General features: G+C 68.3%; 15 protein-coding genes, 1 tRNA gene and 4 pseudogenes. 12 read left to right on the forward strand and 8 right to left on the reverse strand.

All coding sequences use genetic code 11. The features are described from left to right. Positions 1 to 382: 382 nt before the first annotated feature. A complete protein-coding gene (locus IE275_RS42595) occupies positions 383 to 1,132 on the reverse strand; it encodes an NAD-dependent epimerase/dehydratase family protein (protein WP_229871244.1) in 750 nt (249 codons plus the stop codon). A gap of 377 nt (positions 1,133 to 1,509) precedes the next feature. On the opposite strand from IE275_RS42595, the gene IE275_RS42600 reads away from it, so the two are divergent. The 3 genes from IE275_RS42600 (at position 1,510) to IE275_RS42610 (ending at position 4,073) form a co-directional block, all read left to right on the forward strand. Then, positions 1,510 to 1,583: transfer RNA gene (locus IE275_RS42600), tRNA-Ser, on the forward strand. A gap of 654 nt (positions 1,584 to 2,237) precedes the next feature. Further along, positions 2,238 to 2,963: a hypothetical protein gene (locus IE275_RS42605; protein ID WP_189718080.1), complete on the forward strand. Its 726-nt coding sequence runs from the start codon at positions 2,238 to 2,240 to the stop codon at positions 2,961 to 2,963. Positions 2,964 to 3,506: 543 nt separating this feature from the next. After that, entirely contained in the window at positions 3,507 to 4,073 is a 567-nt protein-coding gene (locus tag IE275_RS42610; protein ID WP_189718081.1) for a DUF4291 domain-containing protein, read from the forward strand. Positions 4,074 to 4,800: 727 nt separating this feature from the next. On the opposite strand, the gene IE275_RS42615 is transcribed toward IE275_RS42610, so the two are convergent. Further along, positions 4,801 to 5,484 carry a DUF4232 domain-containing protein gene (locus IE275_RS42615; RefSeq protein ID WP_189718082.1) on the reverse strand — a complete coding sequence of 228 codons (684 nt, stop codon included), beginning with the start codon at positions 5,482 to 5,484 and terminating at the stop codon, positions 4,801 to 4,803. 79 nt (positions 5,485 to 5,563) lie between these two features. Then, positions 5,564 to 5,695: a hypothetical protein gene (locus IE275_RS46970; RefSeq protein ID WP_268255357.1), complete on the reverse strand. Its 132-nt coding sequence runs from the start codon at positions 5,693 to 5,695 to the stop codon at positions 5,564 to 5,566. A gap of 351 nt (positions 5,696 to 6,046) precedes the next feature. Between IE275_RS46970 and IE275_RS42620 the strand changes: the two genes are divergently transcribed. The 3 genes and pseudogenes from IE275_RS42620 to IE275_RS42630 form a co-directional block, all read left to right on the forward strand. Continuing rightward, positions 6,047 to 8,344 (forward strand): ATP-binding protein, encoded by a 2,298-nt coding sequence (locus IE275_RS42620; protein ID WP_189718105.1) that lies wholly within the window; start codon positions 6,047 to 6,049, stop codon positions 8,342 to 8,344. 159 nt (positions 8,345 to 8,503) lie between these two features. Next, positions 8,504 to 8,735, forward strand: a pseudogene (locus IE275_RS46475) (bacteriocin immunity protein). A gap of 349 nt (positions 8,736 to 9,084) precedes the next feature. Next, positions 9,085 to 9,554: pseudogene (locus IE275_RS42630) on the forward strand (CoA transferase subunit A); the annotation flags it as partial. A 4-nt stretch (positions 9,555 to 9,558) separates the two neighbouring features. Here IE275_RS42630 and IE275_RS47405 read toward each other — a convergent pair. From IE275_RS47405 to IE275_RS42640, 3 genes and pseudogenes are all read right to left on the reverse strand, one after another. Beyond that, positions 9,559 to 9,738, reverse strand: a pseudogene (locus IE275_RS47405) (transposase); the annotation flags it as partial. A 389-nt stretch (positions 9,739 to 10,127) separates the two neighbouring features. Then, positions 10,128 to 10,898, reverse strand: a complete 771-nt coding sequence (locus IE275_RS42635; RefSeq protein ID WP_189718084.1) for a GNAT family N-acetyltransferase — start codon at positions 10,896 to 10,898, stop codon at positions 10,128 to 10,130. Next, entirely contained in the window at positions 10,895 to 11,320 is a 426-nt protein-coding gene (locus tag IE275_RS42640) for a hypothetical protein (protein ID WP_189718085.1), read from the reverse strand. Before IE275_RS42640 ends, IE275_RS42635 begins: the two co-directional genes overlap by 4 nt. Positions 11,321 to 11,494: 174 nt before the next feature. On the opposite strand from IE275_RS42640, the gene IE275_RS42645 reads away from it, so the two are divergent. Then, on the forward strand, positions 11,495 to 12,391 hold the full coding sequence (locus tag IE275_RS42645; protein ID WP_189718086.1) for a hypothetical protein: 897 nt from the start codon (positions 11,495 to 11,497) through the stop codon (positions 12,389 to 12,391). 176 nt (positions 12,392 to 12,567) lie between these two features. Here the strand turns inward: IE275_RS42645 and IE275_RS42650 are convergent, their stop codons facing one another. Beyond that, entirely contained in the window at positions 12,568 to 13,683 is a 1,116-nt protein-coding gene (locus IE275_RS42650; protein WP_229871245.1) for a radical SAM protein, read from the reverse strand. 184 nt (positions 13,684 to 13,867) lie between these two features. Here IE275_RS42650 and IE275_RS42655 point away from each other — a divergent pair, with 184 nt between their 5' ends. From IE275_RS42655 to IE275_RS42665, 3 genes are all read left to right on the forward strand, one after another. Next, positions 13,868 to 16,018 carry an ATP-binding protein gene (locus IE275_RS42655; protein WP_189718087.1) on the forward strand — a complete coding sequence of 717 codons (2,151 nt, stop codon included), beginning with the start codon at positions 13,868 to 13,870 and terminating at the stop codon, positions 16,016 to 16,018. Positions 16,019 to 16,084: 66 nt separating this feature from the next. Continuing rightward, complete coding sequence (gene fxsT, locus IE275_RS42660; protein ID WP_189718088.1) at positions 16,085 to 20,077, forward strand: FxSxx-COOH system tetratricopeptide repeat protein; 3,993 nt, start codon at positions 16,085 to 16,087, stop codon at positions 20,075 to 20,077. Between the two features lie 717 nt (positions 20,078 to 20,794). Further along, positions 20,795 to 22,954 (forward strand): tetratricopeptide repeat protein, encoded by a 2,160-nt coding sequence (locus tag IE275_RS42665; protein ID WP_229871246.1) that lies wholly within the window; start codon positions 20,795 to 20,797, stop codon positions 22,952 to 22,954. A 42-nt stretch (positions 22,955 to 22,996) separates the two neighbouring features. On the opposite strand, the pseudogene IE275_RS46485 reads toward IE275_RS42665, so the two are convergent. Then, positions 22,997 to 23,377, reverse strand: a pseudogene (locus tag IE275_RS46485) (transposase); the annotation flags it as partial. Between the two features lie 269 nt (positions 23,378 to 23,646). Here IE275_RS46485 and IE275_RS42670 point away from each other — a divergent pair. Both IE275_RS42670 and IE275_RS42675 read left to right on the forward strand, forming a co-directional pair. Further along, a complete protein-coding gene (locus IE275_RS42670; RefSeq protein ID WP_189718090.1) occupies positions 23,647 to 25,446 on the forward strand; it encodes a S8 family peptidase in 1,800 nt (599 codons plus the stop codon). A 398-nt stretch (positions 25,447 to 25,844) separates the two neighbouring features. Continuing rightward, a complete protein-coding gene (locus IE275_RS42675) occupies positions 25,845 to 26,288 on the forward strand; it encodes an adenylyltransferase/cytidyltransferase family protein (RefSeq protein ID WP_189718091.1) in 444 nt (147 codons plus the stop codon). The last annotated feature ends 87 nt before the right edge of the window (positions 26,289 to 26,375 follow it).

Raw genomic sequence — 26,375 nt, forward strand, 5'->3', positions numbered from 1 at the left:
CACACCAACGACCGACCTGGCCAGCAGTCACGGCAGACACCGTTGCAGTACTAGGAGCCGTTCGAGACGGGCCGGCTCTTCACTCCAAGTGTCGATCGCTACAGCCAGATCGCGGTTCACGCGAACCGGTACTCGGCCCAGGTCCGGCTGATCAGCAAGCGGGCCGGGGTCGCACTTCACACGTCTCACCTGGTGGTTACTGCGGAACATCGAGATTGCCCGGCACGAGCGTCTGATCGCAGAGGGAGGCTGCCGCCGGACGCCGCCTTGTCCGAGTGATCCCGTCTGCGGCGGCAGAAGAGCGGACGTATCCCCCACGCCTGCTCGTCGCTCCTCAGGGGAGGTTGCTGCGAGCGCGAGTAGCGTGCGATGGCTCCATGCGTCAGGGGCGAAGGTGCTTGAGGGTGAACTCGGGCGCGGCATAGAGGCCGGCCTGGGTGGCGCTCGGATCGGCTGAAAGGTCACCGGGAATTTCCGCAGCGTGGACTTCGGCATTGTCGACGGGGACGTAGGCCAGTTCCGTCACATCAGGGAGTTTCCAGAAGCGGCGGGTGTTGGCGGAGACGGCGTACGCCGTGACAAAGCGGGTGGTGGACGGCGCGGCCAGCGCAGCCCGGATGTAGCCGACGGCGTCGCGCGGGCTCAGCCAGGTCGCCAGGTGCCGGGGGTCGGTAGGAGTGCGCTCGAAGCTGCCGATGCGGAGGCAGATCACTGACAGACCGAACTTGTCGGCGTACAACTGTCCGAGGGCCTCGACAGCCACCTTGCTCACCCCGTAGAGGCCATCAGGGCGTACCGGCTCCTGTGGGCCCGTGAGATGTCCGGCGGGGTAGAAGCCGGTCACACGGTTGCTGCTCGCCAGCACCACCCGCTTGATTCCCGTGCGCCGCGCCGCTTCCAGGACGTGGTGCGTGCCCAGGACGTTGGCTTCGAGCAGGTCCGGGAGAGGAGCCTCGTCGGGCACGCCGCCCAAGTGGAGCACGCGGTCGGCTCCCGCGAGGGCCGATTCCACGGCGGCGGCGTCCCGCAGATCCACTCTGTGCACGACTTCGTTCTCGGCCTGCGGGTGGAGCGGTACGCGGTCGAGCAGGACAAGGCGTGCCGCCTCGTGTCGCAGCGCCTCACGCACCACGGAACCGACGGTGCCCGCCGCCCCTGTTACGGCCACTGTTCCCAGACTCATTGCGCTCCCCCTGGTTTCGACGCTCCCCGCATTTTCGCGCCCGTTGATCCACTCATCAAGGCGGTGGGGAACTGAGAAAACAAGGCCGGGGACCTCCTGGAGGATACGTGGAGAAGTTCTGGTCGGATCTGCACTGGATCCCAGCCCGTCGGCTTGCACGCAGGATTGTTTGCTCCTTCCTGGCACCGGTCCGCTCCTCAGCCGGCTTGCTCGGTCACAAACCGTTCGACCAACCCCCCGCTGGCTTCGTAGGATCACTGCATGCGACCTGCCTCGGATCGCAGTTGGCCTCGGCCGACCAGGGCGACAGCCTGGAGCGGGGCGGTCGGCTCGTAAGCTCAGTTGGCCAGAGCTCCCGGCTGCTTGTCGGGGCGCGCGGGTTCGAATCCTGCCGAGTCTGCGAAACACGGACCAGATGCGCTTGCAGTCCGGCCGGCACAAGACGCACTCCAAGTCGACGCAAGACCATTCACGCAATCGCGGCTTGAGGCGTCTTCAAGACAGCCGTCGCAGTCGTCCTTGTCGACGGGCCGCTCCCTCCACCGTCACTGGGCACCGATCCGGTACCAGCCGTCCGCGTCCGGCTCGACGACCCGCTCCCGCCGGCCCGGCAGCCCGGCCCGCTACGGTGTTCGGGATGGTGGTGCCCGGGGTGGTGGTCACCATCGGGGTTCCGTTCCAGAGAAAGAAAGCAGGCCGGCCAGCCCGGTACCGGTGGAGGCAGCAAGCGCGTAGAGAGTCACGGCGGCCAGGACGATGACGGCCTTGAGGCGAGCGGGGGTGGGTCAGCCGATCGTCAAGCCCGCGCGGAGCCGGTCGACGAAACGGCCGGCCGGAGGGCCGGGAAGGCTCCCCTCGCGGGCGGGAACTGCCGGGCCGCTCGGCCCCTTACGAATTTCGCGGCCGATATCTACATTTGCCCCATGGCCATTCGAAACACGGGCCCGTTGGCGGGAGTTGTGTCGGTGACGGCAGCGGGTGCACGGCTGGTTTTCGTGCCAAGTCGAGTCCGGCAGTTCGGCTTCGTGCTCGGCGCGAGCGTCATGGTCCCGCTGTGCATCGCGGCCCCCTCCTGCTGCTGACCCTGGTGGTCGCGGCGCTCACGGGGTCCGGGCTCGTCTGGGCCATCATCTGGGTTGGTCTCTGGTTGACAGTCCTGGCCGTGATCGGGCTCGCCCTGGCCTTGACAGGCATGATGTCGACCACGATGGTGCGGTGGATCGAGTTCCGCCCCCAACAAAATGCGACGCAACTCGTGATCGCGCGCTTCCTGCGTTCCTCGACCGTTGCTACGGCTGATCTCCAGCGCGTCGTCGTCGTCGAGCGGCTCAGATTGGGTCAACGGAAATCGATCACCGTGGTGCTGCACACGCGTGGAGGGACTGTGGACTGCGAGCCGGCGCTTCTCGCCCCGCTGTCCCAGGTCGAAACCGAGGCACTGCTCGACTGGCTGACCAGCCAACTCGGCCCAGCCCAAGCGGCGGTGGAGCACCGGACGGAAGTTGACCGGAACTTCCTGTGTCCGGACCAGTGGTGGACGCCTTCGGACCTTGCTGCCCTGTGGCACGTGCCCGTCAGCGCGGTCGACGAGCTGGCTGTCCGCCACGGCATCCGCAGTTACCAGTACACGCCCCGGGGCGCCGCGACGTATTCCGCGCACAGGACGATGACGGTCTACGACCCGTCTCGGGCACACGAGGTCGCGGAGGAGCTCCGCGAGGAACCCACCATGGGCCCGGAGGCCGACAGTACGAAAGAGAGGCGTGCCGGGACGGCCTGACAGCCCGTCCCGGGCATCTGGGGCGGGCTGTCGGCGGCTCGGCCGAGCGGGAAGTCAGCCGATCGTCAGGGCTGCGCGGAGCCGGTCGATGACGGGGGCGTTGCGCGACGGGCCTGGGTGGCCCTGCGGGCCCGCACGGCGGTCATCGGTGTACGGGAGCAGCGGGTCGGGGCCGACGCAGGTGGTGGTGCTCGCGGCTGGCGGGCGGCCCGCACAGCGGGAATGTACGCCTCGGCGACCTCGTCGAAGATCAGCTGGGCGGCACGGTGGGAGTACCGTCCAGCAGCGGGGCAGCGTCGGGGCCGTCCTGCTCGAACGCGGAGACCATGTTGTCGACGAACCGGCGCTGGGACGGGATGCTCGCGGTCTCCTCACACGAGACCGCATGACGTGCGGGTCACCAACTGGCACTGAGCGGTCCGCTACGAGGCGACCGTCCTTGCAGCAGCCGTCAACGAGTGGCCACAGCCATCACATTCGAACCGGCCGAGGGCAGAGGAAATGGTTCGCGATGGGTGTGGAGCGGATGGCAGGGTGCGGCGCATGGCACCCCAGTACCAGATTCGCGCAGACTACGACGCCGACACGATCGTGGTCTACCAGGCATACGCGCCCGCCATAGCCGACGCGGCGCTGCGAGCGGGCCGCTTCGTCGTGCCGTTCTCATTCCACAGGATGACTTGGATCAAGCCCTCCTTCCTGTGGCTGATGCACCGCAGCAACTGGGCCCGCAAGCCCGGTCAAGAACGCGTTCTCGCAGTACGGATGACCCGGCTGGGCTGGGAGGAAGCCCTGTCCCAGGCCGTGCTCACGACCGCGGATGCGGCAGCCGTCGCCCAGGCGGCCGTACATGTCCAGTGGGACCCGGAACGCTCCTCGCGTGGCGCGGCGCTGAACCACTACAGCATCCAGGTCGGCATCGGCCGCAATCTGATCCGCACGTTCACCGACGACTGGATCACCAGCCTCACCGACCTCACCCCCCAGGTCCGCAAGGCGGCGACCCTGAAGCAGACCGGGCACGCCGCCAAAGCCCAGCGGCTGTTCCCCGCGGAGCGCGTGTATCCACTGCCACGGCCCCTGGAAAGCCTTCTTTCCCCGGGCAGATGAGGACCGACCGGCGAGGAAGCGGTCACCTGCGACCACAGACACAAGATCAAAGTGTCGGAAGTGCTCACCTCCGCCGGCCTGGCCACGCTCGCCCGCCATCGGCGAGGTGCGGCCCCTGCTCGCGCAGCGGGGATGCACCATCGCGCCGGACGTCCGGCTGCGTACTCTCGCCGAGGTCATCGAGTACCTGGGCGTCGACGGTCGGACCGGGATCATCGACGGGCATGGAGATCCGTGTGCGACGCCCGGCCGCAGGCCGCAAGGACCGGGACACGTTCGTCTCCGGAAAACCAAGCAGAACGCCGTGAAGTCCATGGTCCGCACAGACGCAGAGGGGCGCATGCTGTTCTGCTGCCCGGCCCGGCCGGGCAGCCGGGCCGGCATCACCCAGGACCGGCAGCTCGGACCGGTCCAGCTCCTGGCCGGCGGCCCGTTTCATGGAGATCCTCGCGGATGCCGGCTACCAGAGCATGGGAGCGCAGACCGGCGGCCGGTGGTGACCCTCTGCCTCGCCCGACGCCCGGCCGACCTGCTCTTCGCGACACCCGGCGACCGCGCCTTCTGCCCATCACCAACCCCGATCACCCCGCGAATTCCGGATGCGCACCTGTCCCAGGCGGCCCCCGGCAGCCGCGCTCGCACCGGCGTGAGCCCGAACCGTGGCGCCGACGTTATTGCGAGCGTTGATACCTGAGGGCGCTCGGGCCCTCAGGCCCCGCGGCGGATCTCAGAAGTCGTCCGCGCCATTGCGGAGCTCGGGGGTCCAATAGCCGGTGAGGGCCTTCGCCGGTTCGACGGCGATGCCGCCGCTGCCGGGTGCGGTGACGGCGATGACCGTCGAGTCGCCCTCAAGCATGACGGAGAACGCTGACACGGGCTCATTGTCCTCGTCGACGCCGCCGTCCGACAGCTTGACCAGGGCATAGGCCGGGGTTCCCGCCGTGAGCACGACCGGTGTGGCCGGCTTGCTCTTGGCAACGACCGGAACGTCCTGCTTGTGGCTCTCCAGGAACTGGACATGCGGAAAACCCGTCAGCCGGCAGGAGTGGCCGGAGGTGTTCTTCGCCGTGAGGACAACGTGGGTGTACGGCGGGCCGTCCTGCGTGGCGGCGGTGACAATGACGTCCCGCGCGGCGCAGACCGGGACGGAGGTGGTCACCTGACCGCTGGTCGATCCGGTGGTCCCCGCGGAGCCGCCGGCGTCGGTGGAGCCCGTCGATCCCGCCGAGTCGGTCGAACCAGTCGGGTCGGACGTGCCGGTGCCCTTCCCGTCCGGCGCCTCCACCGTCGCCGAAGAGGCGGCCGCGGACGTCGACTTGGAGTCCGCGTCGTTCTGGCAGGCGGTGAGGGACAGGGTGAGGGCCGTGCCCACGACAGCGAGCAGGGCGGAGCGGCGACGAAGAGTGTTCATGGAGAGTTCCCCCGTGAGTGGTGTTGGGCCGGGGCTCGGTGCCATCGGCCGAAGTCGTTCTGCTGGTGTTCCGCGGTTCTCAGTTGCCATGGCCCGACTGGAGGTCGGACGGCAGGGGATGCACGGACTCTCCGGAGTCGACCTGCGCGGCTTCCAGCAACTCGTGGAAGTTGTGACAGTCGAGCGTGTGCAGGGTCCGGGTCGGGTTCAACGCGCCGGTTCCCGAACGCTCTTCCTGGACACCCCGACAGTCTGCTGCTTGCCGCTGTTCATGCAGGATTTCCCCGTTCGAAGATCGATGATGTGCATGCGGTGGGCGTTCGGCGGCAGGTGATCTGCGCCGCTCCCCCGGCCCGCACCGGGTCCGTCCCGGCGGGTCGTGTCCGCTCGGGCTCCGTTGCCTGGACTTCGTATGCCCGGGGCGTCCCGCGTCTGTCTTGAGTTGATCATCTGTTGCAGCCGCGTCCCAGGCGGTTCTCCCGGCAGAAGTGTCGTCAGCCATACTTCTGCCGGGGGCTTGCATCCGGGCGAGCCGGACGGTCGGGGGACATCGACGGTGCGCATGGAGGACTTCGGGCAGCAGCTGCGACGCCTGCGGGCACGTGCCGGACTGAGCCAGGAGGGTCTCTCGCACGCCGCCGGGGTGAGCATCCGGGCCCTGGCCGACATGGAACGCGGGCGCACCCGAGGGCCACAGCGTCGTACGGTGCAGGTTCTGGCCGAGGCACTGGGACTGAACGACGACGAGGCGGCGAACCTGGAGAAGGCCGCCGCCCTGGGCCGTCCGCGCCCCCGGACGGCCACCGGCCCGGCCGCCCCCGCCGTCTTGGCCCTGCCGCGCGACATCCAGGACTTCACCGCCCGCGTCCCGCCCCTCGCCCGGCTGCTGGAAATGGCCCAGGACGCCGATCCGAACCGGCCGATGGTCGCCGTGGTCGCCGGGCAGCCCGGTCTGGGCAAGACCGCGTTCGCGGTGCATGCCGCACACCGCCTCGCCCCACACTTCCCGGACGGACAGTTCGCCCTGGACCTGCACGGCATGGATCCCGAGCCGACCACACCCCGGGACGCGCTCGCCCGGCTCCTGGGATCGATGGGAGTCCCCGACGCCGCGATACCGGCGGGCACCGACGACCGTGCGGGCCTGTGGCGATCCGTGGTCGGCGACCGGCGTGTACTCCTGCTGCTGGACAACGCCGTCGACGAGTCCCAGGTCAGCCCCCTGCTGCCCGGCATCGGCCCGTCGCTGACCATCGTCACCAGCCGCCACTCCCTTGCGGGTCTGGAATCCGTCCACCGCAGCGATCTGGCCCTGCTGCGACGGGAGGAGGCGGTCGAACTCCTGACTCGTATCATCGGCTCGGAACGGGTTCAGGCGGAAGCACAGGCCGCACGCGACCTCGCCGACCTGTGCGGACACCTGCCGCTGGCCGTCCGCATCGCCGGCCAGCGACTCCTCAGCCGCCCGCACGAACGCCTGGGCAAGCTCGTCGCCCGCCTCGCCGCCGAGGGCCGGCGACTGGACGGCCTCCAGGCCGGAAGCCTGCGGGTGCGTGCCGCCTTCGCACTCTCGTACCGACAACTTCCCCCGGAGTCCCGGACGTTTCTGCGCCGTGCCTCGCTGGCCGCAGGAGCCGACTTCAGTCCCGAGACCGGCGCACTCCTGGCCGGCCTGCCCTACGACGAGGCGGTCGCCCGGGCCGAGGAGCTGACCGACGCCGGACTGCTCCAGAGCGATGCCGCCACGGAGCGTTACCGCTTCCACGACCTGCTCAAGCTCTACGCGGCCGAGCAGATCGCGGTCGAGGACGGCCCCGAGATCCGCGACGCCGCCCTCGACCGGGCCGCGCGATGGATGCTGCGCCGGGCCACCGCCGCCGCGCTGCACTTCGACGCCGAGCACGACCGGACCGCTCCGCGCGACGCCCCGACCCCGCACGACGACCCGGGCCCGGACGGAGCGCCCACCGGCCGGGAGGAGGCGCGGACCTGGCTGGAGGCCGAGCGAGCCCAGTGGCTCGCCGCGCTGCGCCGGGCCCACGTCACTGGCCGCCACCGGGAGGTCCTGGACACGGCGGAAGCGATGCACTGGTTCTCCGACCTCAACCAGCACTGGGAGCAGTGGGTGGAGGTGTTCCAGCTCTCCGTCGACTCCGCCCGCTCGCTGGGCAGCAGGCGGGAGGAGGCGGTCCACCTCAACTACCTCGCCTGGGCCTACAACCTCTGCGTCGCCGATCCCCACGCCGCCCTGACGTCCGCCGACGCCGCGCTCGTGGCCGCCCGCGACTGCAGGGACGGACTTCAGGGAGGCTGGGCGCTCGGCTACGGCGCGGGCGCGGTCCACCGGCTGGGCCGCTCGGAAGAGGCTCACGCGCGGCTGCGCGAGGCAGCCGACTGCCTGGCCTTGCAGGACTCCCCACAGGCCCGGCTGGCCGAGCTGACGATCCTCAACTCCCTCGGCACCCTGCTCCGTCAGGTCGGCCGGGCGGCGGAAGCCCTGGACATCCACCGCCGCAGCGAGAGGATCTGCCGCGCGGGAATCCCGGGCCGGACGGACGAGCTGATCACCTTGTACCACGCGGTCGCCCGCCAGCAGATCGGCAACGACCTGGCAGCCCTGGAACGCTGGGACGAGGCCGAACCGCCGCTGCGTCAGGCCCTCGCCGCCTTCGAGGCCTCACAGATGCCGGCCTGGGCCGGACCGGCCCGGCTCGACCTGGGCCAGGTGCTCAGTGCGACGGGCCACCCGGACGCCCGAGAGACGCTGCTCGCCGCCCGCGACGCCCTCGCCGCGCTGAAAAGCCCGCGCCAGGCCGAGGCCGCCACCTCGCTCGCCGTGCTCGACGAAGCGGCCGCCTGACTCGAGGCCGGTTGTTCCGTGTGTGCCGGCTGTCCGACGGGTCCCACGGGTGCAGCCCGGGCCCGGTCGGCGGTGCCGCCCCAGCGACCTCCGTATCGACCCGGTCGGTTCCCAGGAGCTCCCCAGGCGATGATGTGTCCTGACCCGGCGGAGGACCCGATGAGTGCAGTGGACTTGAGCCGCGGGGAGGCGGTCGCGCTCGTGCAGCGGATCATGCAAGCGGACTATGCTTCGGACGACGAGGTGACCGACTGGCTGAACAGGCTCGACAGATCCCTGGCATGCCCGTCCGGTCATGTCAGCGACTTGATCTTCTGGCCGTCGGAGCGGGAGCTTTCAGCTGGTGAGGTGGTCGACCAGCGCCCTGGCGTATCGACCGATCGCCTGGTGAGGCCGGGACTCGACTCCGAAGCCGATGAGCAGCGCCGCGGTGGTCGCGGTGCCGAGGACGTGGCCGCGCTTGTCGTCCCGAAACGTCGGTCGTTCGACCGATCCCGTCGACCGCCGCGCGCTCGGTCGTGGCGGCATGACTGGTGCCTCCCACCACGACTCCGTGGAGCGGGCCGGCGCCACCCGCAGATCCGTCATCGCCACCTTGGGCGGCGCCGCCCTCGGCGTGACCGCCCTCGGACGGGTGTCCTTCGGTCGCAGATGCTCGGCGTTGTCGGGTCCGTCAGGCGGCGGGCGGCGATGGCGCCGCCTCGGTCTACCGTGGCTTTGACACCGGCGAAGATCGCGCCTTGCAGGACTGCACACACCGACAGCTCAATGGTCGCCGACATCGCCCAGGCAGCTCTCTCGCCGTCGGCGGGTTCGGACTCACGAAGATCCCTGACCTCCTGATCGCGGCACTGGCCGAGCAGGAGGCCGATGGCCTGGAGGTCTTCTCCAACAAGTACGGTGTGGACGGGACCGGACTCGGCGTCCTCCTCGACCTCGGCCGGATCCGTCGGGTCACGGCGTCCTACGTCTGGGAGAACATGGAGTTCGCCCGCCAGTACCTCTGCGGGAAACCGGAGGTTGAGCTCACACCGCAAAGCACCCTGGCCGAGCGGCTGCGCGCGGGCGGCTGCGGCATCCCGCCTTCTACACACCCCCGCAGGCGTGGGCACACCGGTGGCCCAGGGCTGCCTGCCCTGGAGATACGACCGAGCTGGGGCTGTCCTGGTCGCCTCCCCTCCCAGGGAGGTCCCCGAGTTCCGCGGCAACCCGTACATCGTCCACTCCACCGCACCCACCGCATCGTCCTTGACCTGGACGTGCTCCAGCAGCCGTGCCCAGCTCCCGTCGTTCTCCCAGCGGGCGAACAACCGCTCGTAGACCGTCTGCCACGGGCCATAGCGCTCCGGCAGGTCCCGCCGGGGCGCCCCGGTCCGCAACCGCTGACTCACCCCGACCCACCACAAGATCCATCCTCAAGGCGCTCGCGGTCAGGATCACCTGCGGAGTACGGAACGAACATGCTCAGCCGATAGACGGTCGGATGCGACAGGCGTCCGCAGAGCGTGTCGATCCGGGCCAACTCCCCGTCGAATCGCTCCTTCCCGGCACGCAGGCCACGGAGGTGGGCATTGAATTCCGACACGTCACGAGTCTCGAAGACCACTTCCCAGTGACCCTTGTCCGGGGCGGTGCGAGCGGCAGTCCGTGCTCGTGAGTCCCGTTCCTTGCGCTTCCTCTTCCGCTGTCCTGGCATCGGGTCAGCATCACTGCCCCAGCCCACCACGGCAAGGCCATCGGCCCAAGCCGCAGTCGCGAGAAACGATCATTTGTCAGACAGAACCTAGGGAAGCACCACGGTGCGCGTGCTCTCCGTGTGCAAGAAGCCGATTCGTTCGAAAATCAGCCGGGCGGGATTCCCCTCCGTGACGGACAACCCCACTTCTGTCTCGCCGGCCTCTGCGGCATGTGCGAGGACCCATTGCAGCAGCAATGTGCCCAGACCCGAGTACCGGGGCAGTGGATCGCGGAACACGTCGGTGAACCAGGGCCCTCGGCGCGATGGAGTCCCGTCGTGGCGGTTGACCGTGACGGCTGCTACCACCTGCGTCCCCTCCAGCACCACCGCACTGCAGTCCAGGAGGGCGCCGTAGCGCGTACCGTCGAGAAGTCCCTGTAGTCGGCCGACACTGCCGGTTGCTCGGTCCGCCCCGTGGTCCGGGTGCCCCGGGCGGTAGGCGGTCTGGCGCGTTGCTGCCAGGTCCTGCGCGCTCATGGTGCTCGCAGCCACCAGTCGAAGGCGCGCCGGCAGCGTGGGCGCAGCCCAGTCGGAATCCGGTCGACGCAAGGCGAGATCCCATCCGTAGTGGTGGGCATACCGCACCGAGCGCGCCCCGGCCAGCAACAAGTCCGCGGCCAGGTTCTCGTCCGTCGTCACCGCCCAACCGGGTAACCGGTCCAGCAGCAAAGGGACGGTGCTGCCGGGGTGCCCGCTGATGGTCCGCAACGCGTCGGCCCAGGGACCGTCGTGGCTCTGACCCTGCACGTATTCGGCGGCCGGACGGCCGGCCTCATCCAGCAGCACCTCGCGCTCGGACGGTACCGCCGACGTCACTGCTCATCACTGTTCGCCGGGAGCGGACTGTGCCCGAAGCTGATCCCGCCGTTCACGGTGTCCGCCTGAATCACCGTGGCCACGTTGGCATTGCCCGCCACCTCGTTGTGCACGCCGCTCGCCCGCGAAGCAAGTCCCAGGCTGGCGCTGGAGGCATGGGTCCAGCTCTGCAAGGCCGCCGCGAAGTCGTCATTCCGCGCCGCCTCCTCGAGAATGAGCCCGGCGAGTATGCGGACCTGAGCCGGATCCTGCGGATCCACGGGTAGCGCGTCCTCGTCGGAAGTCCCGGGGGAACGCCGAACGGCCCGCCGTACGAGTTCGAGCAGTGATGCCCACGCCTCGCGCCCTGCCTCGGTCGCGGCGCTGGTTGCGGCCACGGTGACAACCGCTGCCACCGCCTGTGCCGTTGACGCGTCGAACATGGGCTCCCCTTTCCCCTCCGACCCATTCAAAGTAGCGCTTTTTGACTGCCCCGGACAGAAGGCGAAGCTGGTGCCCCGGGCGGCCTGGGGAGAGGAGTGGTGAAGGAGCCGTACGGGTAGTCCCCTAGCGGCCGACCGGCAGGGTTCCGCATCATCCGATCGCGAGGACATGGCATGGGCACGGATTCTGTGGACGCCGCGTTGGGCTCTCTCCATGTCGACGACAGGTCGATCAGGCTCGACTGCCCGGGCGCGTGGTTGCGGATGCACCGCCACCGGCTGTCGGTGTGCGGCGTCCATCTGGCGACGCCGGAAGAGGTGGCACATGGAGGATTCGCGGAGCATGCCATCGTGCCGGATGCGCCTGTGCCTCTGACGACCAGGCGGTCCAGGTGCATCACGCCGTTCCTGGCGGCTCCCGGGACGCCCGCAGGTCTGTGTGTCGGCTTCGGAAGACTGAGCCGCTCCCACCACCGGATGGTGGCCGCCGCGTCGGAGGAGGCCACCAGGCCGGATTTCGTACCCCACTACGGCTCCCGCTACGCACTCGGCTCGCATTCGGGCCGGCTGGTGGACGTACTCACGGCGCGAGGGGGCACACGGACCACGACGGTGATGGACCCGCGCATCGCCCAGTACTCCGAGCCCACGGCGGCCCGCTGGGTGGGCATGCATTACGACAACGCCTGGACCAGTCAGGGCGAAGGCGAACGTTATCTCCGCGACGTTCGCGTTGCGTGCGCGGATCGGCGTGTCATTCACAACTTGGGGCCGGGTGCCCGCTCACTGGTCTTCGCCCTCAACATGTCCGCCTTGCATCTGTCGGACAAGGTCCGTCCCGGTGACAGCCGGAATGTACCGAGCACCAAGCAGCTCCGTGACTTCCTCGCCGAACACCCGGCCGAGGTGTTGAACATCGTTTGTCTCGTCTGGACGACCGAGGTGGGAGATTTGGTCGTCCTGCCTGCCGGACTCGCACTGCATGACGGGTCGATGGAGGGTCACCCGTATTCGTCCAGCGCCTTGGTCTTCGCCGGAAACTTTCCGCGGGGCGCTTTCTCCCAGGCTTGATCAGGTGCCGGGACGGCTCCACATTTGGTTCATCGACTGGAACTTGTGGAATACGAGAACACCGTCGTGATCGGGCTGGGTGGTGCCCCGAGGTATCGGCCGCAGCAGCCACTCGAGGCGCTCCGCCTCAGCGAGCAGAACGTCGCCGAGATCTGGTTCCGGAGTATTCCGGCTGGTCATGGTTGGCACAGCAATGCCCCTTCGGTCTTCGCTTGATGGAGGTTTCGGCAAAAGTTTGTTTCGGTACCGTCGAGCCGCCCGAGCTCGAAGTACTTGTTCGCCGGCCAGCTTCCGCCGCAGACAACGGCGTAGCGGCAGGTCCGGCGACACGTGTCCACACCCGCGAGGGCTTCGCGAACCCACGGAACCGAGCCCGCTCCGCTCAGAAGATCCTCAAGGGGGTCCCGCAGTACGTTGCCTACCGTGAAAGCCCCATGCCTTGGATGCCGGAAGCCCGCAAGATCAGGGGACATGACCGTCACCTCCCCGTTGTACGACACGGTGGGGATAGGCTCCACGGGCATACTCAGGACCTCCGCGGCGGTGATCCCCGATCGCACCGCGTCGTAGCAGTTCGCCACGGACTCCAGTTCTCGCAGTCGCACCACGGGATTCGCCCGCCACTGCGTGAAGAGTTCAGCGAAGAAGCTCACCCATTCGCTTTTTCCGGTGGGTGAGCGTCCGCCATGGGAGCCCTTCGTTTCCTCGGGCAGGATTCCCAGTGCTTCCGCTCCGATGGCGCAGGCGTGGGAATAGATCAGCCGAGCGGCCTCGGGTGCGGGATCGCGCACCACGGAAAGCATGTGAAAGGGGGTCCCATGGCGCCTCAACACCGCGATCCCGGCCGCAATCCTTCGCCAGGCGGGGCCACCCCCGCGTGTGACCCTGTCCGCGTTCATGCCCCGTGGCCCGTCGATACTCACGGACACCCGCACGTGGTATCGGTCGAACAGAGCACACCACGCCTCATCGATCAAGGTCGCATTCGTCTGGATGTGATGAGCGATTCCGGGAGGCCATTCGGAGAGTAGATCCTCGAAATTCCGGACACCGACGGTGAGCGGCTCTCCCGCGTGCCATAGGACCTCCATCTGATGCGCAGGGTCGCTCCAGCGGGCCACGGACTCCACAACTGCACGATTGACGGCGGGCGACATGTTGAGGCGCTGCGCCCGGTCGGGCAGGTAGCAATATCTGCAATCAAGATTGCACAACGTCGTCGGCTGCATCACCAAGACGGACGGTCGCAGCCCGAGAGCCGCTCCGCTGTCACCGTCGGACGCGGAATGCACGCACACCCTCCTACGGTCATCGCACAGGGAGCCTTGTCATGGAACGGTGGCGCAGCCGAGTGTGTCAATGGCACCGGCAGCGGGACGGTGCGGAATACAACGGTCCGCTTCCCTGTGGCCGTGGACAGCGTTCCGTGTGCCCCCTATGCTGAATCCCCCATATTCAGACGATTGATGCGGCCTCATGACAGATCGTGTTGATCCACGTCCGCCCGACGGCTCGCACAACGATTTTCCCGGGACAGCCGACAACGTCGTCCAGGCGCGGCAAATTCTTGGTGGCGTGCACTTCCACACCGGACGCCCCGCTCCGGCGACGGCGCCTCGTCAACTTCCCCCAAGGCCGACCCATTTCACTGGTCGAACGGCCGAACTGGCCCGGCTCGAGTCACTCCTCGCAGCCTCTGATGCCCATGACCCGGCAACCTTGCCCATCACAGCGCTCGTTGGCGCCCCGGGCGTCGGTAAGACGGCGTTGGCCGTCCACTGGGCCCACGTCGTAGGCGACCGCTTTCCGGACGGTCACCTGTACCTCAACCTCCAGGGCTACGACGCCAGCCCTCCACTCTCACCCCACCAGGCCCTGGAGAATCTCCTCGTGAGTCTGGGTGTGTCTCCAGGCAGCATCCTGCCGGAATTGGACGCCAGGGCGGCCCTGTACCGCCATATGGTGAGCGGGCGGCGCCTCATCATCTTCCTGGACAATGTGCGCAGCGCCGCTCAGCTGCGTCCTCTTCTTCCCGGCACCTCACGGTCCTTGATGCTCGTGACCAGCCGAAGCCAGCTGTCCGGTCTTGTCGTCCGCGAGGGTGCCCAACGTATCGCCATCGGCCCCCTCCGCCCCCAGGATGCGACTGACCTGATGCGGTCCATTCTGGGAAGGGAACGCGTCGATGCGGAACCTGTGGCGTCCGCCAAGCTGGCAAGGCACTGCGTCCACCTTCCCCTGGCCCTGCGCATCGCGGCCGAGCGGGCGGCAGTCCACCCATTTTCGCCTATCGAGGCCCTGGCTTCCGAACTCGAGTCAGGAAGCCAACGGCTGGACGTTCTGACCACGTTCGACGACGACGAGACAACGGCGGTCCGTGAAGTGTTCTCCTGGTCGTACCGCGAACTCTCCCCAACGGCTGCCCGGACGTTTCGCCTTCTCGGACTGGTTCCAGGGCCCGAGATCAGCGTGCTGGCAGCCGCGGCACTCACAAAGCTCCCGCCCGATCAAGCCGCCCGCGTCCTCGGCGGGCTTGCCGGCTTGCATCTCCTCGAGGTGGCGGGCCAGGATCGATACCGGTTCCACGACCTGCTGCGTGACTACGCCCGCGAGCGAGTGTCCGAAGAGTCCGAGCAGGACCGCTCTGACGCTCTGCGACGCTTGCTGAGTTGGTATCTCTTCACAGCCGAGGATGCCGCCGCGGCGCTCGATGTCCGCAGGGGGCCGACGGCCTTCGACCGGACGACGAGCGACCGCCCCGCACCTGCGCTGACCATCAACTTTCCTTCCCGAACCGCGGCAATGAACTGGTGCGAGACGGAGTTCGCGAACCTCCTCGCAGCCTGTCGCCAGGCCGCCGAGATGGGCGAGGACGTCGTGGCGTGGCAGTTGCCGATCGCCCTCAGGTCCTTCTTCCAGCTGCGACGGCCGACCACCGACTGGGTCACGGCCTCTGAGACGGCTGTTGCTGCCGCCCGTCGCCTGGGTGACAGACAGGCTGAGGCGATCACCCTGCGATCTCTCGGGGCCGCGCTCTCCTATCGCGGGGCCTACGAGGAGAGCCTGCAGCGCAACCGTGAAGCCCTCGCCGCCAGCCGCGAGCTCGGCCAGGACGAGGGGTGGTGCCTCAACAGCATCGGAGACTGCTTGGTGTCCCTCGGTCGTTTCAGCGAGGCGATCGACCAGCTGGACCAAGCTCTGATCGCCGCCGAACGCAATGGCGATGCCTCTCTGGCCGCTCACTCTCTGGAGAACATCGCCCCTGCTTACCGTGGACTGGGGCGCTATGACGAAGCCATCGATGCCCTGGAGCGTTCCTTGGCGATGTTCCGTGGCCTCGGGCGTGCTTACGGGGAGGCATTGGTACTGGACAAGCTCGCCGACACGTATCTCTCCCTGCGTCGCTTCGACGAGGCGGTCCACTTCGCCTCAAAGGCGCTCCCACTGCACGAGGACCTTGGCAATCGCCTCAGCGAGGCCGCCACCTTGCGTATTCTGGCGCGTGCCTTCAAGAGCAACGGCCGAGCCGCCGAAGCCCGAGACCACTGGCTTCGCGCGCTCGTGATCCTGGAAGACCTCGGTCACCCCGAAGGGATCGACGTGAGGGCCGAGCTGCTCGCCCCTTGAGCGGGATCCGGCCGCTCTGCCTGAATGAATCAGTCCGATGTAAGGACGTCTCGTGGAGGGCAGGCCATGACCGGCGACGGCGCGGGCAGGATCATCACGTTCTACTCGTACAAAGGCGGTGCGGGCCGGACGATGGCACTGGCCAACACGGCCTGGATCCTGGCCTCCTCGGGCAGAAGTGTCCTGGCGGTCGACTGGGACCTGGACGCTCCGGGTCTGGGCCGCTTCCTGCACCCCTTCCTGAGTGAGAGCCAGCTGCGCTCCACACCACCCGGTGTGCTCCAACTGGTCACCCAGTCCACCCAGTTCATGCTCCAGGCACTGAACACGGCAGAACAGACGTGCCAGACCGAACTGGATTCCGAACTGTTGCCCGCGGCCGACGCCTGGACGAGCGACGGAATCGCTCTCGACACCTGCCTCGTCCACATCGACTGGGAATTCCCCGCGGGTGGCCGGCTCTCCTACCTCCCGGCCGGCACAAGCAGCCAGGGTTACCTCTCGGCGTTCTCACAGTTCGACTGGAAGGCCTTCTTGGACGGGCCGCTGGCGACCAGGTTCCTGGAAGGGCTCAAGCGCGAGTTCGTCGAAAAATTCGACTACGTCCTCATCGACAGCTGCACCGGGCTCAACGACATCTCCGACATCTGCACCGTCATCCTGCCGCACGCCTTGGTCACTTGCTTCACCCCGAGCAGCCAGAGCATCGAGGGCGCGGCAGGCGCGGCCGAGCGCGTCGACCGAATCCACAGCAACCGGGGCATCCGAATCCTGCCGGTCCCCATGCGGGTCGAGAACGCCGAGGCCGATCGGCTGGACGCCGCCCGTGGGCAGATCCAGTACCGCTTCGACCGGATCGTGCGCAAGCACATCACCGATCGGGCCCCGGAGGACTACTGGGGCAATGTGGAGATCCCCTACCGGCCCATCTACTCCTACGAGGAGACGCTCGCCCCGTTCCGCGAGCAGCCAGGGGATCCCAAGAGCCTGCTCGCCGCCTACGAGAGACTCACCGAGGTCATCACGGACGGCCAGGTCGACTCGATGCCCCGCATCGACGAGACGCTCCGCCGCAAGACCCTCGACCGGTACACCCGCCACCGTCCGCCGCACATTTCCGACGTATACGTCAGCTTCGTTGCCCAGGACCGGAGTTGGGCCAACTGGGCCAAGGCGGTCCTGGCACAGGCCGGTTTCAAGGTCCACCTGGCGCCCGAGGGCACGACGGAGGGCGTTCGGCAGCGGGACGAGACCGAGCGCGGCATCGAGTCGGCCTCGCACACCCTGGTCATCCTCTCCGAGACCTATCTCAGGTCGTCCCGCTTCCGCACCACCTGGGAGGCGGTCTACGCGGAGGGTGACCGGCGCGCGCACCAGCTGGTCTTGATACAGATCGACCGAAACGTGTCACGGGACGCGCCATTCACGGAACAACTCGCCGACATGACCCGCTACGACACCGGAGAGGCAGCTTGTCAGGCACTGCTGGCCTGCTTCGGCCGGACTCCCGAGTCGCTGACGCGTGATCAGTTCATCGACAGCGAAAGGAAGCTGCCCCGCTACCCCGGTGCCGAACCTCCGGTCTTCGCGGTCCCGTTGCGCGGCTCGTCCTTCACTGGACGCACGCAGCTGCTGGAGCGCATCCGGGAGATACTGCGGAAGGAGAACAGCCGCGCCCTCGTGCTCAAGGGCATGGGCGGGGTCGGGAAGACCCTACTGGCCCAGGAGTTCGCGTACCGCTACAAGAGCGACTACGACGTCATCTGGCACATCCAGGCCGAGCAGAAGATCCTGGCCGTCGAGCAGTACGCGGCCATGGCCGAGGCGCTCCGCCTGCCGATGCGTCCGACTCCGACCGATACGGCCAGGGCGGTGTACGAGGCACTCAACCAAGTTGTACCGCACGCCAGTTGGCTGCTGATCCTGGACAATGTGACAGAGGCCGAAGACCTCCCCGAGTTCATGATGGACGCCCGAGGCGGCCACATACTGGTCACCAGTCAGCGCGCCGAGGGCTGGGGACCGTTCGTGGACACCGTCGACGTCCCCGTGTTCGAGCGGGACGAGAGCACCGCCCACCTGCGCAGCCGACTGCCCGATTGCGGCTGGACGGAGGCCGACCGGATCGCGGAGGCCCTGGGCGACCTGCCGATCGCGATCGAACACGCCGCGGCCTACATCGATCAAACCGGAGTCGACGTCCGCAGCTACATCCAACAGCTCCAGCCCCAGGCCACCGGAGCCCCGGACGACACCACGGTCGACGAAGTCGCAAAGTCGATCACTGGCACCCGGGAGTTCGCCCTCGGACAGCTGAGGGAGAAGTTCCCGCCCGCGGTGAAGCTCTTGCAGATCTGCTCGTACTACGGCTCCGAGCCGATCTCCCTGGACCTGCTGGCAGGCTCTGAGGTCTCCCGGGCGCTCGGCGGTGTCGGCACGGTGTCCCGCGCCTGCGAGGAGCTGAGCAAGTTCTCCCTCATTACGGTGGACCGCAAGGCACGGGGCGTGAGGGTGCACCGGATGACACAGATCGCCATGCGCGAGGAGATGACCGACGCGGAGCGCGAGGCCGCACAAAAAGTGGTCCATCGCTCGCTGATCGCCGCCAGGCCGAGCGGGGGCGACCCCGAGAACCCCGACACCTGGGAGAAGTACCGCATCATCTGGCCCCACCTCGGCACACCGTGGGCCGAGACCGCGCCCGACGAAGGCATCAGGGAATTGTTCGTCGACCGGGTTCGCCAGCTGCGCTGCGGGGGCGAGCTGAGCCAGGCCCTGGACTACGGCCTCCGACGGGTGGCCGCCTGGTCCGCGGAGGGCTCGGCGGAAGAACGCTGGACGCTGCACATGCGCTTCCAGATCGCCAACATCCTGCGCGCCCAGGGCAGGTACGAGGAGTCGCTCGCCCTCGACCAGGAGGTCCTGGAGCGACAGCTCGCCGTACTCGACGACGTCGACGACCAGCACGTCCTGATGACCACCGGTAGCATCGCGGCCGACCTGCGGGGCCTTGGCCGGCTGACGGAGGCTCTGCGGTACGGCGAGGAGACGTACCGGAGGTACGAGCTCATCTACGGTCAGGATCACGCGCGCACCCTCATCGCGGCCATCAACCTCGCCGACACCCTGCGTCTTTTCGGCGACTGCTACAAGGCCCGCGAGCTGGACCGCAAGACGCTGGACCTGCTCGAGGCGCTCCTGCGCCACGACCATCCGCTGACGATCCTGTGTGCGGTGAACCTGGGCCGCGATCTGTGTGACTGCGGTGACTACGAGGAATCCGTCACGCTGCTGAGGCGCGTCTACGAGTGCTCTCTGCGCAACCCCGGCCTCACCCAGGGATCGGCGCCTGTGCTCAACACGGCCAAGACCTTGGCCGGTTCACTGCGAAAGGCGGGTCGGCCGGTGGAGGCCGAGGAGCTCGTGCGCCATGTCCTGAGGAGCACACCCGAGGGAGAAGGGGAATCGTGCTCGGAGGAATTGCTGCTGGAGATGAGCCTGGCAGGCGACATGGCAGCCCAGGGCCGCGCCGCCGAGGCGCTGAGCCTGATCCGCAGGGTTCTGGGCGATCTGAGAGACAGCCTGGGAGAGAGGCACCCCCACGCTGTGGCCTGCTCGGTCAACTACGCGGTCCTGCAGCTCGACGACGTCGGGTCCGTCAGTCCGGTAGCGGCCCACGAGGCGTGGGAGGCGCTGTGCCGGGCCCGGACGATGTTCCGTGAACTCCGTGGCGAGCACCATCCCTATGTGCTCATCTGCCGTGCGAACCTGGCCGTTGCGGAGGCAGCGCTCGCCCAGTGGGAGGAAGCCCGGAAGAGCAGTCATGACGCGTACGTACTGCTCAAGGAGGTTCTCGGGCCGACTCACCCGTCGACGCTGACCTGTGCCGGGAACTTCGCTGTCGTCCTGAGTCATCTGGGCAGGGCCGACGAGGCCCGCACCAAGCACCACGAAACCCTGGCCTCGCTGAGGAAGCGCATCGGTGGGGAGCACCCCCGCGTACGGGCCCTGCAGGAGTGGAAACTCAGCTGTCTCGACCTTGAGCCGCACCCGATCTGAGAGCGACGAGCCGGGGCGTGCGGCCGGTGCCGGTATCGGCGGCGGCCGCACGCACAGCGGCAGATGTCAGAGGCCTGAACGTGTCTCGGGCCCGGGCGGGCGCCTGTGGCGGGGCAACGACGAAGGCACGTCACACCACCGGTGCAGAGCGCGGATCTGCCGCTCTTCCGCCTCCCGGATCACCGGGCGACACTGCGTTCAGACTTCACCATGACCGTACTGAGGTCACGGTCGAAGTCCCTGTCGACTCGGGGCGGATGAGGACGCGCCGGATTCGGAGCGCGCGGCTGGAATGCGACACCGTCTCCGTGGGCATACTCAGTCTGCTCAGCGGTCGCAGGGGCGAAATGGGGGTCGATGGCCAGCCTCGTCGGTCGACGACGTGAAGCGCTGCTCCTCTCATCGGGCCCTGTCCTCGGGGCCGCCGTAGGCGCGGTGACCAACATGGTCACCGCCACCTGGAACTGGTGGCTCTTCGGCGCCCTTCTGGTGCTGATCTCCCTCGCCTCCGCCGGCGCCGCTCTGGTGCCCGGCAGCAGTCCCGGCGGCGCCGGGTCCACCTACCAGAACCCTCCGTGCACCCTCCCCCCGGGCACCGCGGTGTTCGCCGGGCGGGACCGGGAACTACGCAGACTCCTCGACGCCCGCCCGCCCAGAAGCGGCTCCCGTCCCCTTGTCTGCATCATCACGGGCCGGTCGGGGAGCGGAAAGACGGAGTTGGCCGTCCAGGCGGCGCACCTGCTCGCGGCGCGGTACCCGGCAGGACAGCTCTTCGTCGGCTACCGCAGTCACGCCGATTCGGCCGGCCGACTCGACCCGCTGGACGCCCTGGCGGCGCTTCTGGTCACGGTCGGGGCCGCCCAGACCGCCACGAGCCTGGAGCCGGCCGGCATGAGCGGGCAATGGCAGTCCGTCGTGGGACACAAGCCGTTCCTGCTCGTGCTCGACGACGTCGACCACACCTCCCAGATGCTCGAGGTCCTTCCCCGATCCCCGCACTCCCTCGTCCTGCTCACCAGTCGGCACATGATTCCCGGAATCGATGCGGATGTGCACATCGCGATCGACACGCTGCCCGAGGAAGCCGCACGCTCCGTCCTCCGCGCCATCCTGCGGCGGGGCTCCCGCAGCGTCGACGACACGGTGATCGACGGGCTGGTGGCGACGTACCGGCTGCCGCTCACGGTGAGGCACATCGCGGACCGGATCGTCGCCGACCATGTGCCGCTGGGCCCGCATTCCGGCCCAGCTGGCCGCCACCTTCACGGTGTCGGGCTCGAACCGATGCTGGCGACGATCCAGGCCCTCGAACCGGCGCACCGTCTGGTCTTCCGACGGGCCGCGCTCCACCCAGGGCCTCATGTGACGGCCGAGATCGCGGCGGCCCTGGCGAACCTGACCATCAGGGATGCCGAACGCTCCCTCACCGTGCTCCACCATCAGGGCCTGCTCGTGAGACCCGACCCGCATGGTTTCGGGTTCCATGATCTGATGCAATCGCTTGCTCAGCCGGAGGAGACGGTGCCGAACGACGAGGCGTCCGCGCAGGCCCGAGGGAGGCTGTTCGAACTGATGGCGTGCCTGCTGAAGCGGGCTAACGCCTTCATCTCCGCGCCCATGGAGCTGCCCGTGCCGGACAGCGTCCATGCGGGGCCTGTTGTCCCGATGACGGAGCGACAGGCCCTGGAATGGCTGGACCACCACTTCGACGACCTGCGGTCGGTGGCGCGCCTGGCCATCGAGTGCGCCTGGCCCAAGAGCTGGTGGCTGACGGCCGGGCTCACCTACTTCATGCGTATCCGGAGAAACCTGGTTCAGGCCGAAGAGCTGAACAAGGCGGCGTTGCAGATCGCCCTCGCGTCCGGAGACCTGTCCGGTCAGGCCAACTGTCGCGCCCAGCTGGGAACCCTGCATCGGGTGTCGGGCCGGTACAGCTCGGCCGAGGAATACTCTCGTACGGCGATGAGCATCTTCGCCGGGCTACAGCCGAGTGAGCCACACAACCAGGCGTATTGTGCGAGCGAACTCGGCGTAATTCTCTACCACTTGGCGAGATACGTGCCCGCTCGCTCCCTCACGCAGCAGGCAGTCGATCTCTACCGGGCCACGTCCGACCGGCGTGGAGAGGCCAACGGACTCGGTAACCTCGGGCTGATCAGCAGAGCGACCGGCGACTACCAAGGAGCCCGTGAGGCCCTCACGGAGGCCTATGCGATCTTCGCCGCCGCGGAGAACCATCGAAACAGGGCGTGGATCCTCATCGAACTGGGCACCATCGACCGGCTCACCGGAGACCAGCACCGGGCCTTGGCGCAGTTTTCTGAGGCTCTGGACATCTACTCCGACGCCGCGGACCGCAACGGCCGCGCCTGGGCCCGCCGCGAGATGGGGATCGTACAGAGGAGCCTCGGGCACTACGCCGAAGCCGGCTCTTTGCTCGAAGCGGCTTGGCGCGAGTTCGAAGACCTGGGCAGCCCGAGGAACATGGCGGACGCCCGGGTCGAACTCGGCTCCCTGCACCGGTCGATGGGCGATCTCGCCGCAGCACGCTCGCACGCTCAGGCCGCGCACGACATGTACGCCGGTATGGGCAACCGCCGGGGCGAAGCCTGGGCGGAGCTGGAGCTAGGGGCGCTCGACGCCGCGGAGGGCCAGTTGATCTCGGCGGCCGGCAGATTCGGGCGGGCGCAGAGGGTCTACCAGGACATAGGCGACCGTTCCGGTGACGCGCGCGTCCAGCTGGAGCTGGGCAGACTCGAACTCGGCCGGGGAGACCGTGCAAAAGCACGGAACCACCTCCATGCGGCTCTGACGCTCTACACCCAGCTGAATGCCCCGCAGAGCGCTGAAGCCCGTGACCTCCTCGCCGGGATGTGAGAGGGGACCTGTGGGGCCACCCGCCACTGGTCCGCTCGACGACCAGCGGAACGCGCCCAGGCCGGTGCCGTGTGGCTGACCGCGTTCGGCGATCGCCGGGCGGATGCCGCGCTCGCGCAGGAGACGGTGGTATGCGTCGTGGTCGTGGCCGCGGTCCGCGAACAGCGTGTCGGGCCGTCGACTGGGTCGCCCGACGGAGCCGGCCACGCGTGGGATCTTGTCGAGCAAGGGCAGGAGCTGAGTGACGTCGTCCGCGGTTTCCGCCGATCAGGGACACCGCGAGCGGGATGCCCTGGCCGTCGGTGATGACGTGGTACCTGCTGCCCGGCCGTGCGCGGACGACTGGGCCGGGGCCGCTTCTGGGCCCCGGCATGCGGCCCGGACGTGGGAGGAGTCGATCACTGCCCTCGACCGGTCGAGCTGGTTCTCGCGGTTCCGGCGCTCTGGTGCGGGTAGCGCGGCCGGCACCAGGCCGGCGGCGTACGCCAGGGCGCGGTCGACGTCGCCGGACTCCCGGTGGATCCCGCCCCCCATGCCCGGAATACGTCTCTTTTCAGCCATGCCCCGACAACATCCCTGCACGGAAAGGTACTTCCATGCAGGAGCATGCACCTGACATCTTGCATCCACCACTCGTTTCGTACGGCCCCGCCGGTGCCCTCGGCACGGCCGGGCCGTCTCCGGAGGACGCATTGATACCCCACATATCGAGCCGGACCAGACGCACGCTGGTCCTGGCGGCCACGCTCGGCGCCACCCTCGCGTTCGGCGCCCCGGGCGCCCTCGCGGGCACGCTCCCCGTCGGCCCCTCCCCCGCGCCGGCCGCCAAGGCCCTCGCTCCGGTCGCCGTGCCGGCTTCCCAGAGTGCGACCTGGGTGGCCGGCACGCGTGCCTACCTCGTGATCACCGCCCCCGGTGACAGTTCGGCGGTCCGCTCCGCGATCGCGGCCAACGGCGGCACCGTCTTCTCGAACTTCGACGCCATCGGCGTGATCGTCGCCCACTCGGCGTCCAGCGGATTCGCCGCCACCATGCGCGGCGTCGCCGGCGTGCAGCAGGTCGGCGCCACGCGCACCTCGGACGTCCCGGCCGACGCCTACAACCCTGCGCTCCCGGCCAATCCGGCCCAGGCCTCGACCCCGGCCGGAGAACCGGTCCGGGCCGACATGAGCCAGATCAAGGCCGACCAGGCCTGGGCCGTGAACCCAGGCTCCACCTCCGTCACGGTCGGCATCCTGGACACCGGTGTGGACGACCAGCACCAGGACCTGGCGCCCAACTTCGACGCGGCCGACTCTGTCTCCTGCGCCTACGGCAAGCCCGACACCCGTGCCGGCGCCTGGCGGGACGTCGACACGCACGGCACCCACGTGGCAGGCACCGTCGCCGCGGCCAAGAACGGCAAGGGCGTCGTCGGCGTGGCCCCCGGGGTGAAGATCGCCGCGGTCCGGGTCGCCGAGCCGGGCAAGTCCTTCTTCTTCGCCGAGAACACCATCTGCGGCTTCGTCTGGGCCGGTGACCACGGCTTCAAGGTCACCAACAACAGCTATTACACGGACCCGTGGCAGTTCAACTGCCCGGACAACATCGACCAGGCCGCCATCATCGAGGGCGTCACGCGCGCCCAGGAGTACGCCGAGGGCAAGGGCTCCCTCCAGATCGCCGCCGCGGGCAACGAGAATTACGACCTCGCCCACAAGACGACCGACTCCGCCAGCCCGAACGACTCGACGCCGGTCACCCGCACGATCACCAACGCCTGCCTCGACATCCCGACCGAGCTGCCGGGCGTGGTCACAGTGGCGGCCAACGGCACAGGCGTCACCAAGGCCTCGTTCTCCAACTACGGGCAGGGCGTCATCGACGTCGCGGCACCGGGCAGCAACGTGTACTCCACCGTCCCCGGCGGCGGCTACGGCAGCAAGAGCGGCACCTCGATGGCCACCCCGCACGTGGTCGGCGTGGCGGCACTCATCGCCAGCGCCAACCCGGGCATCACCCCGGCGCAGATCCGCGCCAAGCTGGCCGCCCAGGCCAACGACATCGCCTGCCCCTCGGACAGCCGCTGCACGGGCACGACGGCCAACAACTCGTTCTTCGGCGAGGGACAGGTCGACGCCCTCAAGGCGGTCGGGACCACCCCGCCGCCGGGCAAGTACTTCGAGAACCTCGCGGACTTCGCCGTCAACGACAACGCGACCGTGGAGAGCCCGATCGCCGTCACCGGCGTGACCGGCAACGCCCCGGCCACCCTCAAGGTGGGTATGGACATCAAGCACACCTACATCGGTGACCTGAAGGTCGACCTGGTGGCGCCGGACGGCACCGTCTACACGCTGCACAACCACACCGGCGGCAGCGCCGACAACATCGCCCAGACCTACACCGTGAACGCCTCCTCGGAGGTCGCGAACGGCACCTGGAAGCTGCGCGTCAACGACAACGCCGCCTCCGACACAGGCAGCATCGACGCCTGGAACCTGACCTTCTAGCACAGGACCCGGCAACGCCCACGTACAACACACCCAGCCGCCCCGATCCCCCGACCGCACACCCACCCCGCCCCTGCCCGTCCCCTCACCCTCGTTCTTCTGGTCCAGGGGGCGAGGGGGTGTGCGGAGGGGGTAGTCGGGCTACCTACCGGGCCGGGAATCCTGTGGTGAGCTGGGCGTTTGCCGCTCAGGGAGGACGGGACCGTGCGCTTGCCGGTCGTCGCTGCTGAGATCAACGAGTGATGTCGCGGGTCGTGGCTCTTGACTGCAGGGACACGCCTCCGCCCACCGGCACCGGGCGTAGATCATCAGTGATCGTTGCATCGGAGCCGTGGTCGACAGTGGGAAGCGATCACTCCAGGGTCGGTCAGCCGGATGATGCAGAGGGGGCAGCGGCCGTGGCCGACCATGCTGGGACGAGCAAGCGGAGGAACGTCTACGTCGACATGGTCGGAGATCTCTTCCACCCGGGCCATGTGGCACTTCTCAAGGCCGCGCGAACCTTCGGAGACCGGCTGATCGTCGGCGTCCTCTCGGACGAGGCCGTGACCGAGTACAAGCGAACGCCCATCATGACCCTGGCCGAGCGGGTCACGGTGATCGAGTCATGCCGCTACGTCGATGCGGTGATACCGAACGCTCCGCAACGCGTGACGACTGAGTTCCTGGACGATCACGACATCGCGATGGTCGTGCACGGGGACGACATCTCGCCGGATGCCATCGAAGAGGTCTTCGGTCCGGTGGCCGCTGCGGGGAAGTTGCAGCTCGTGGAGTACACGGCGGGTGTCTCCACCACTGACCTCATTCGAAGATGCCTGGCGCGAGGCGACTCCTCGTGATCTTCGTGTGATGCCGCTCTGCGGACGCGGGTCCCTGCCTCACAGCACCATCCGCACCGGCCAGGGCCCGGCCAACCCGCGCAACAC

The organism is Streptomyces phaeofaciens, from assembly GCF_014648915.1.
Classification (GTDB): Bacteria; Actinomycetota; Actinomycetes; order Streptomycetales; family Streptomycetaceae; genus Streptomyces; species Streptomyces phaeofaciens.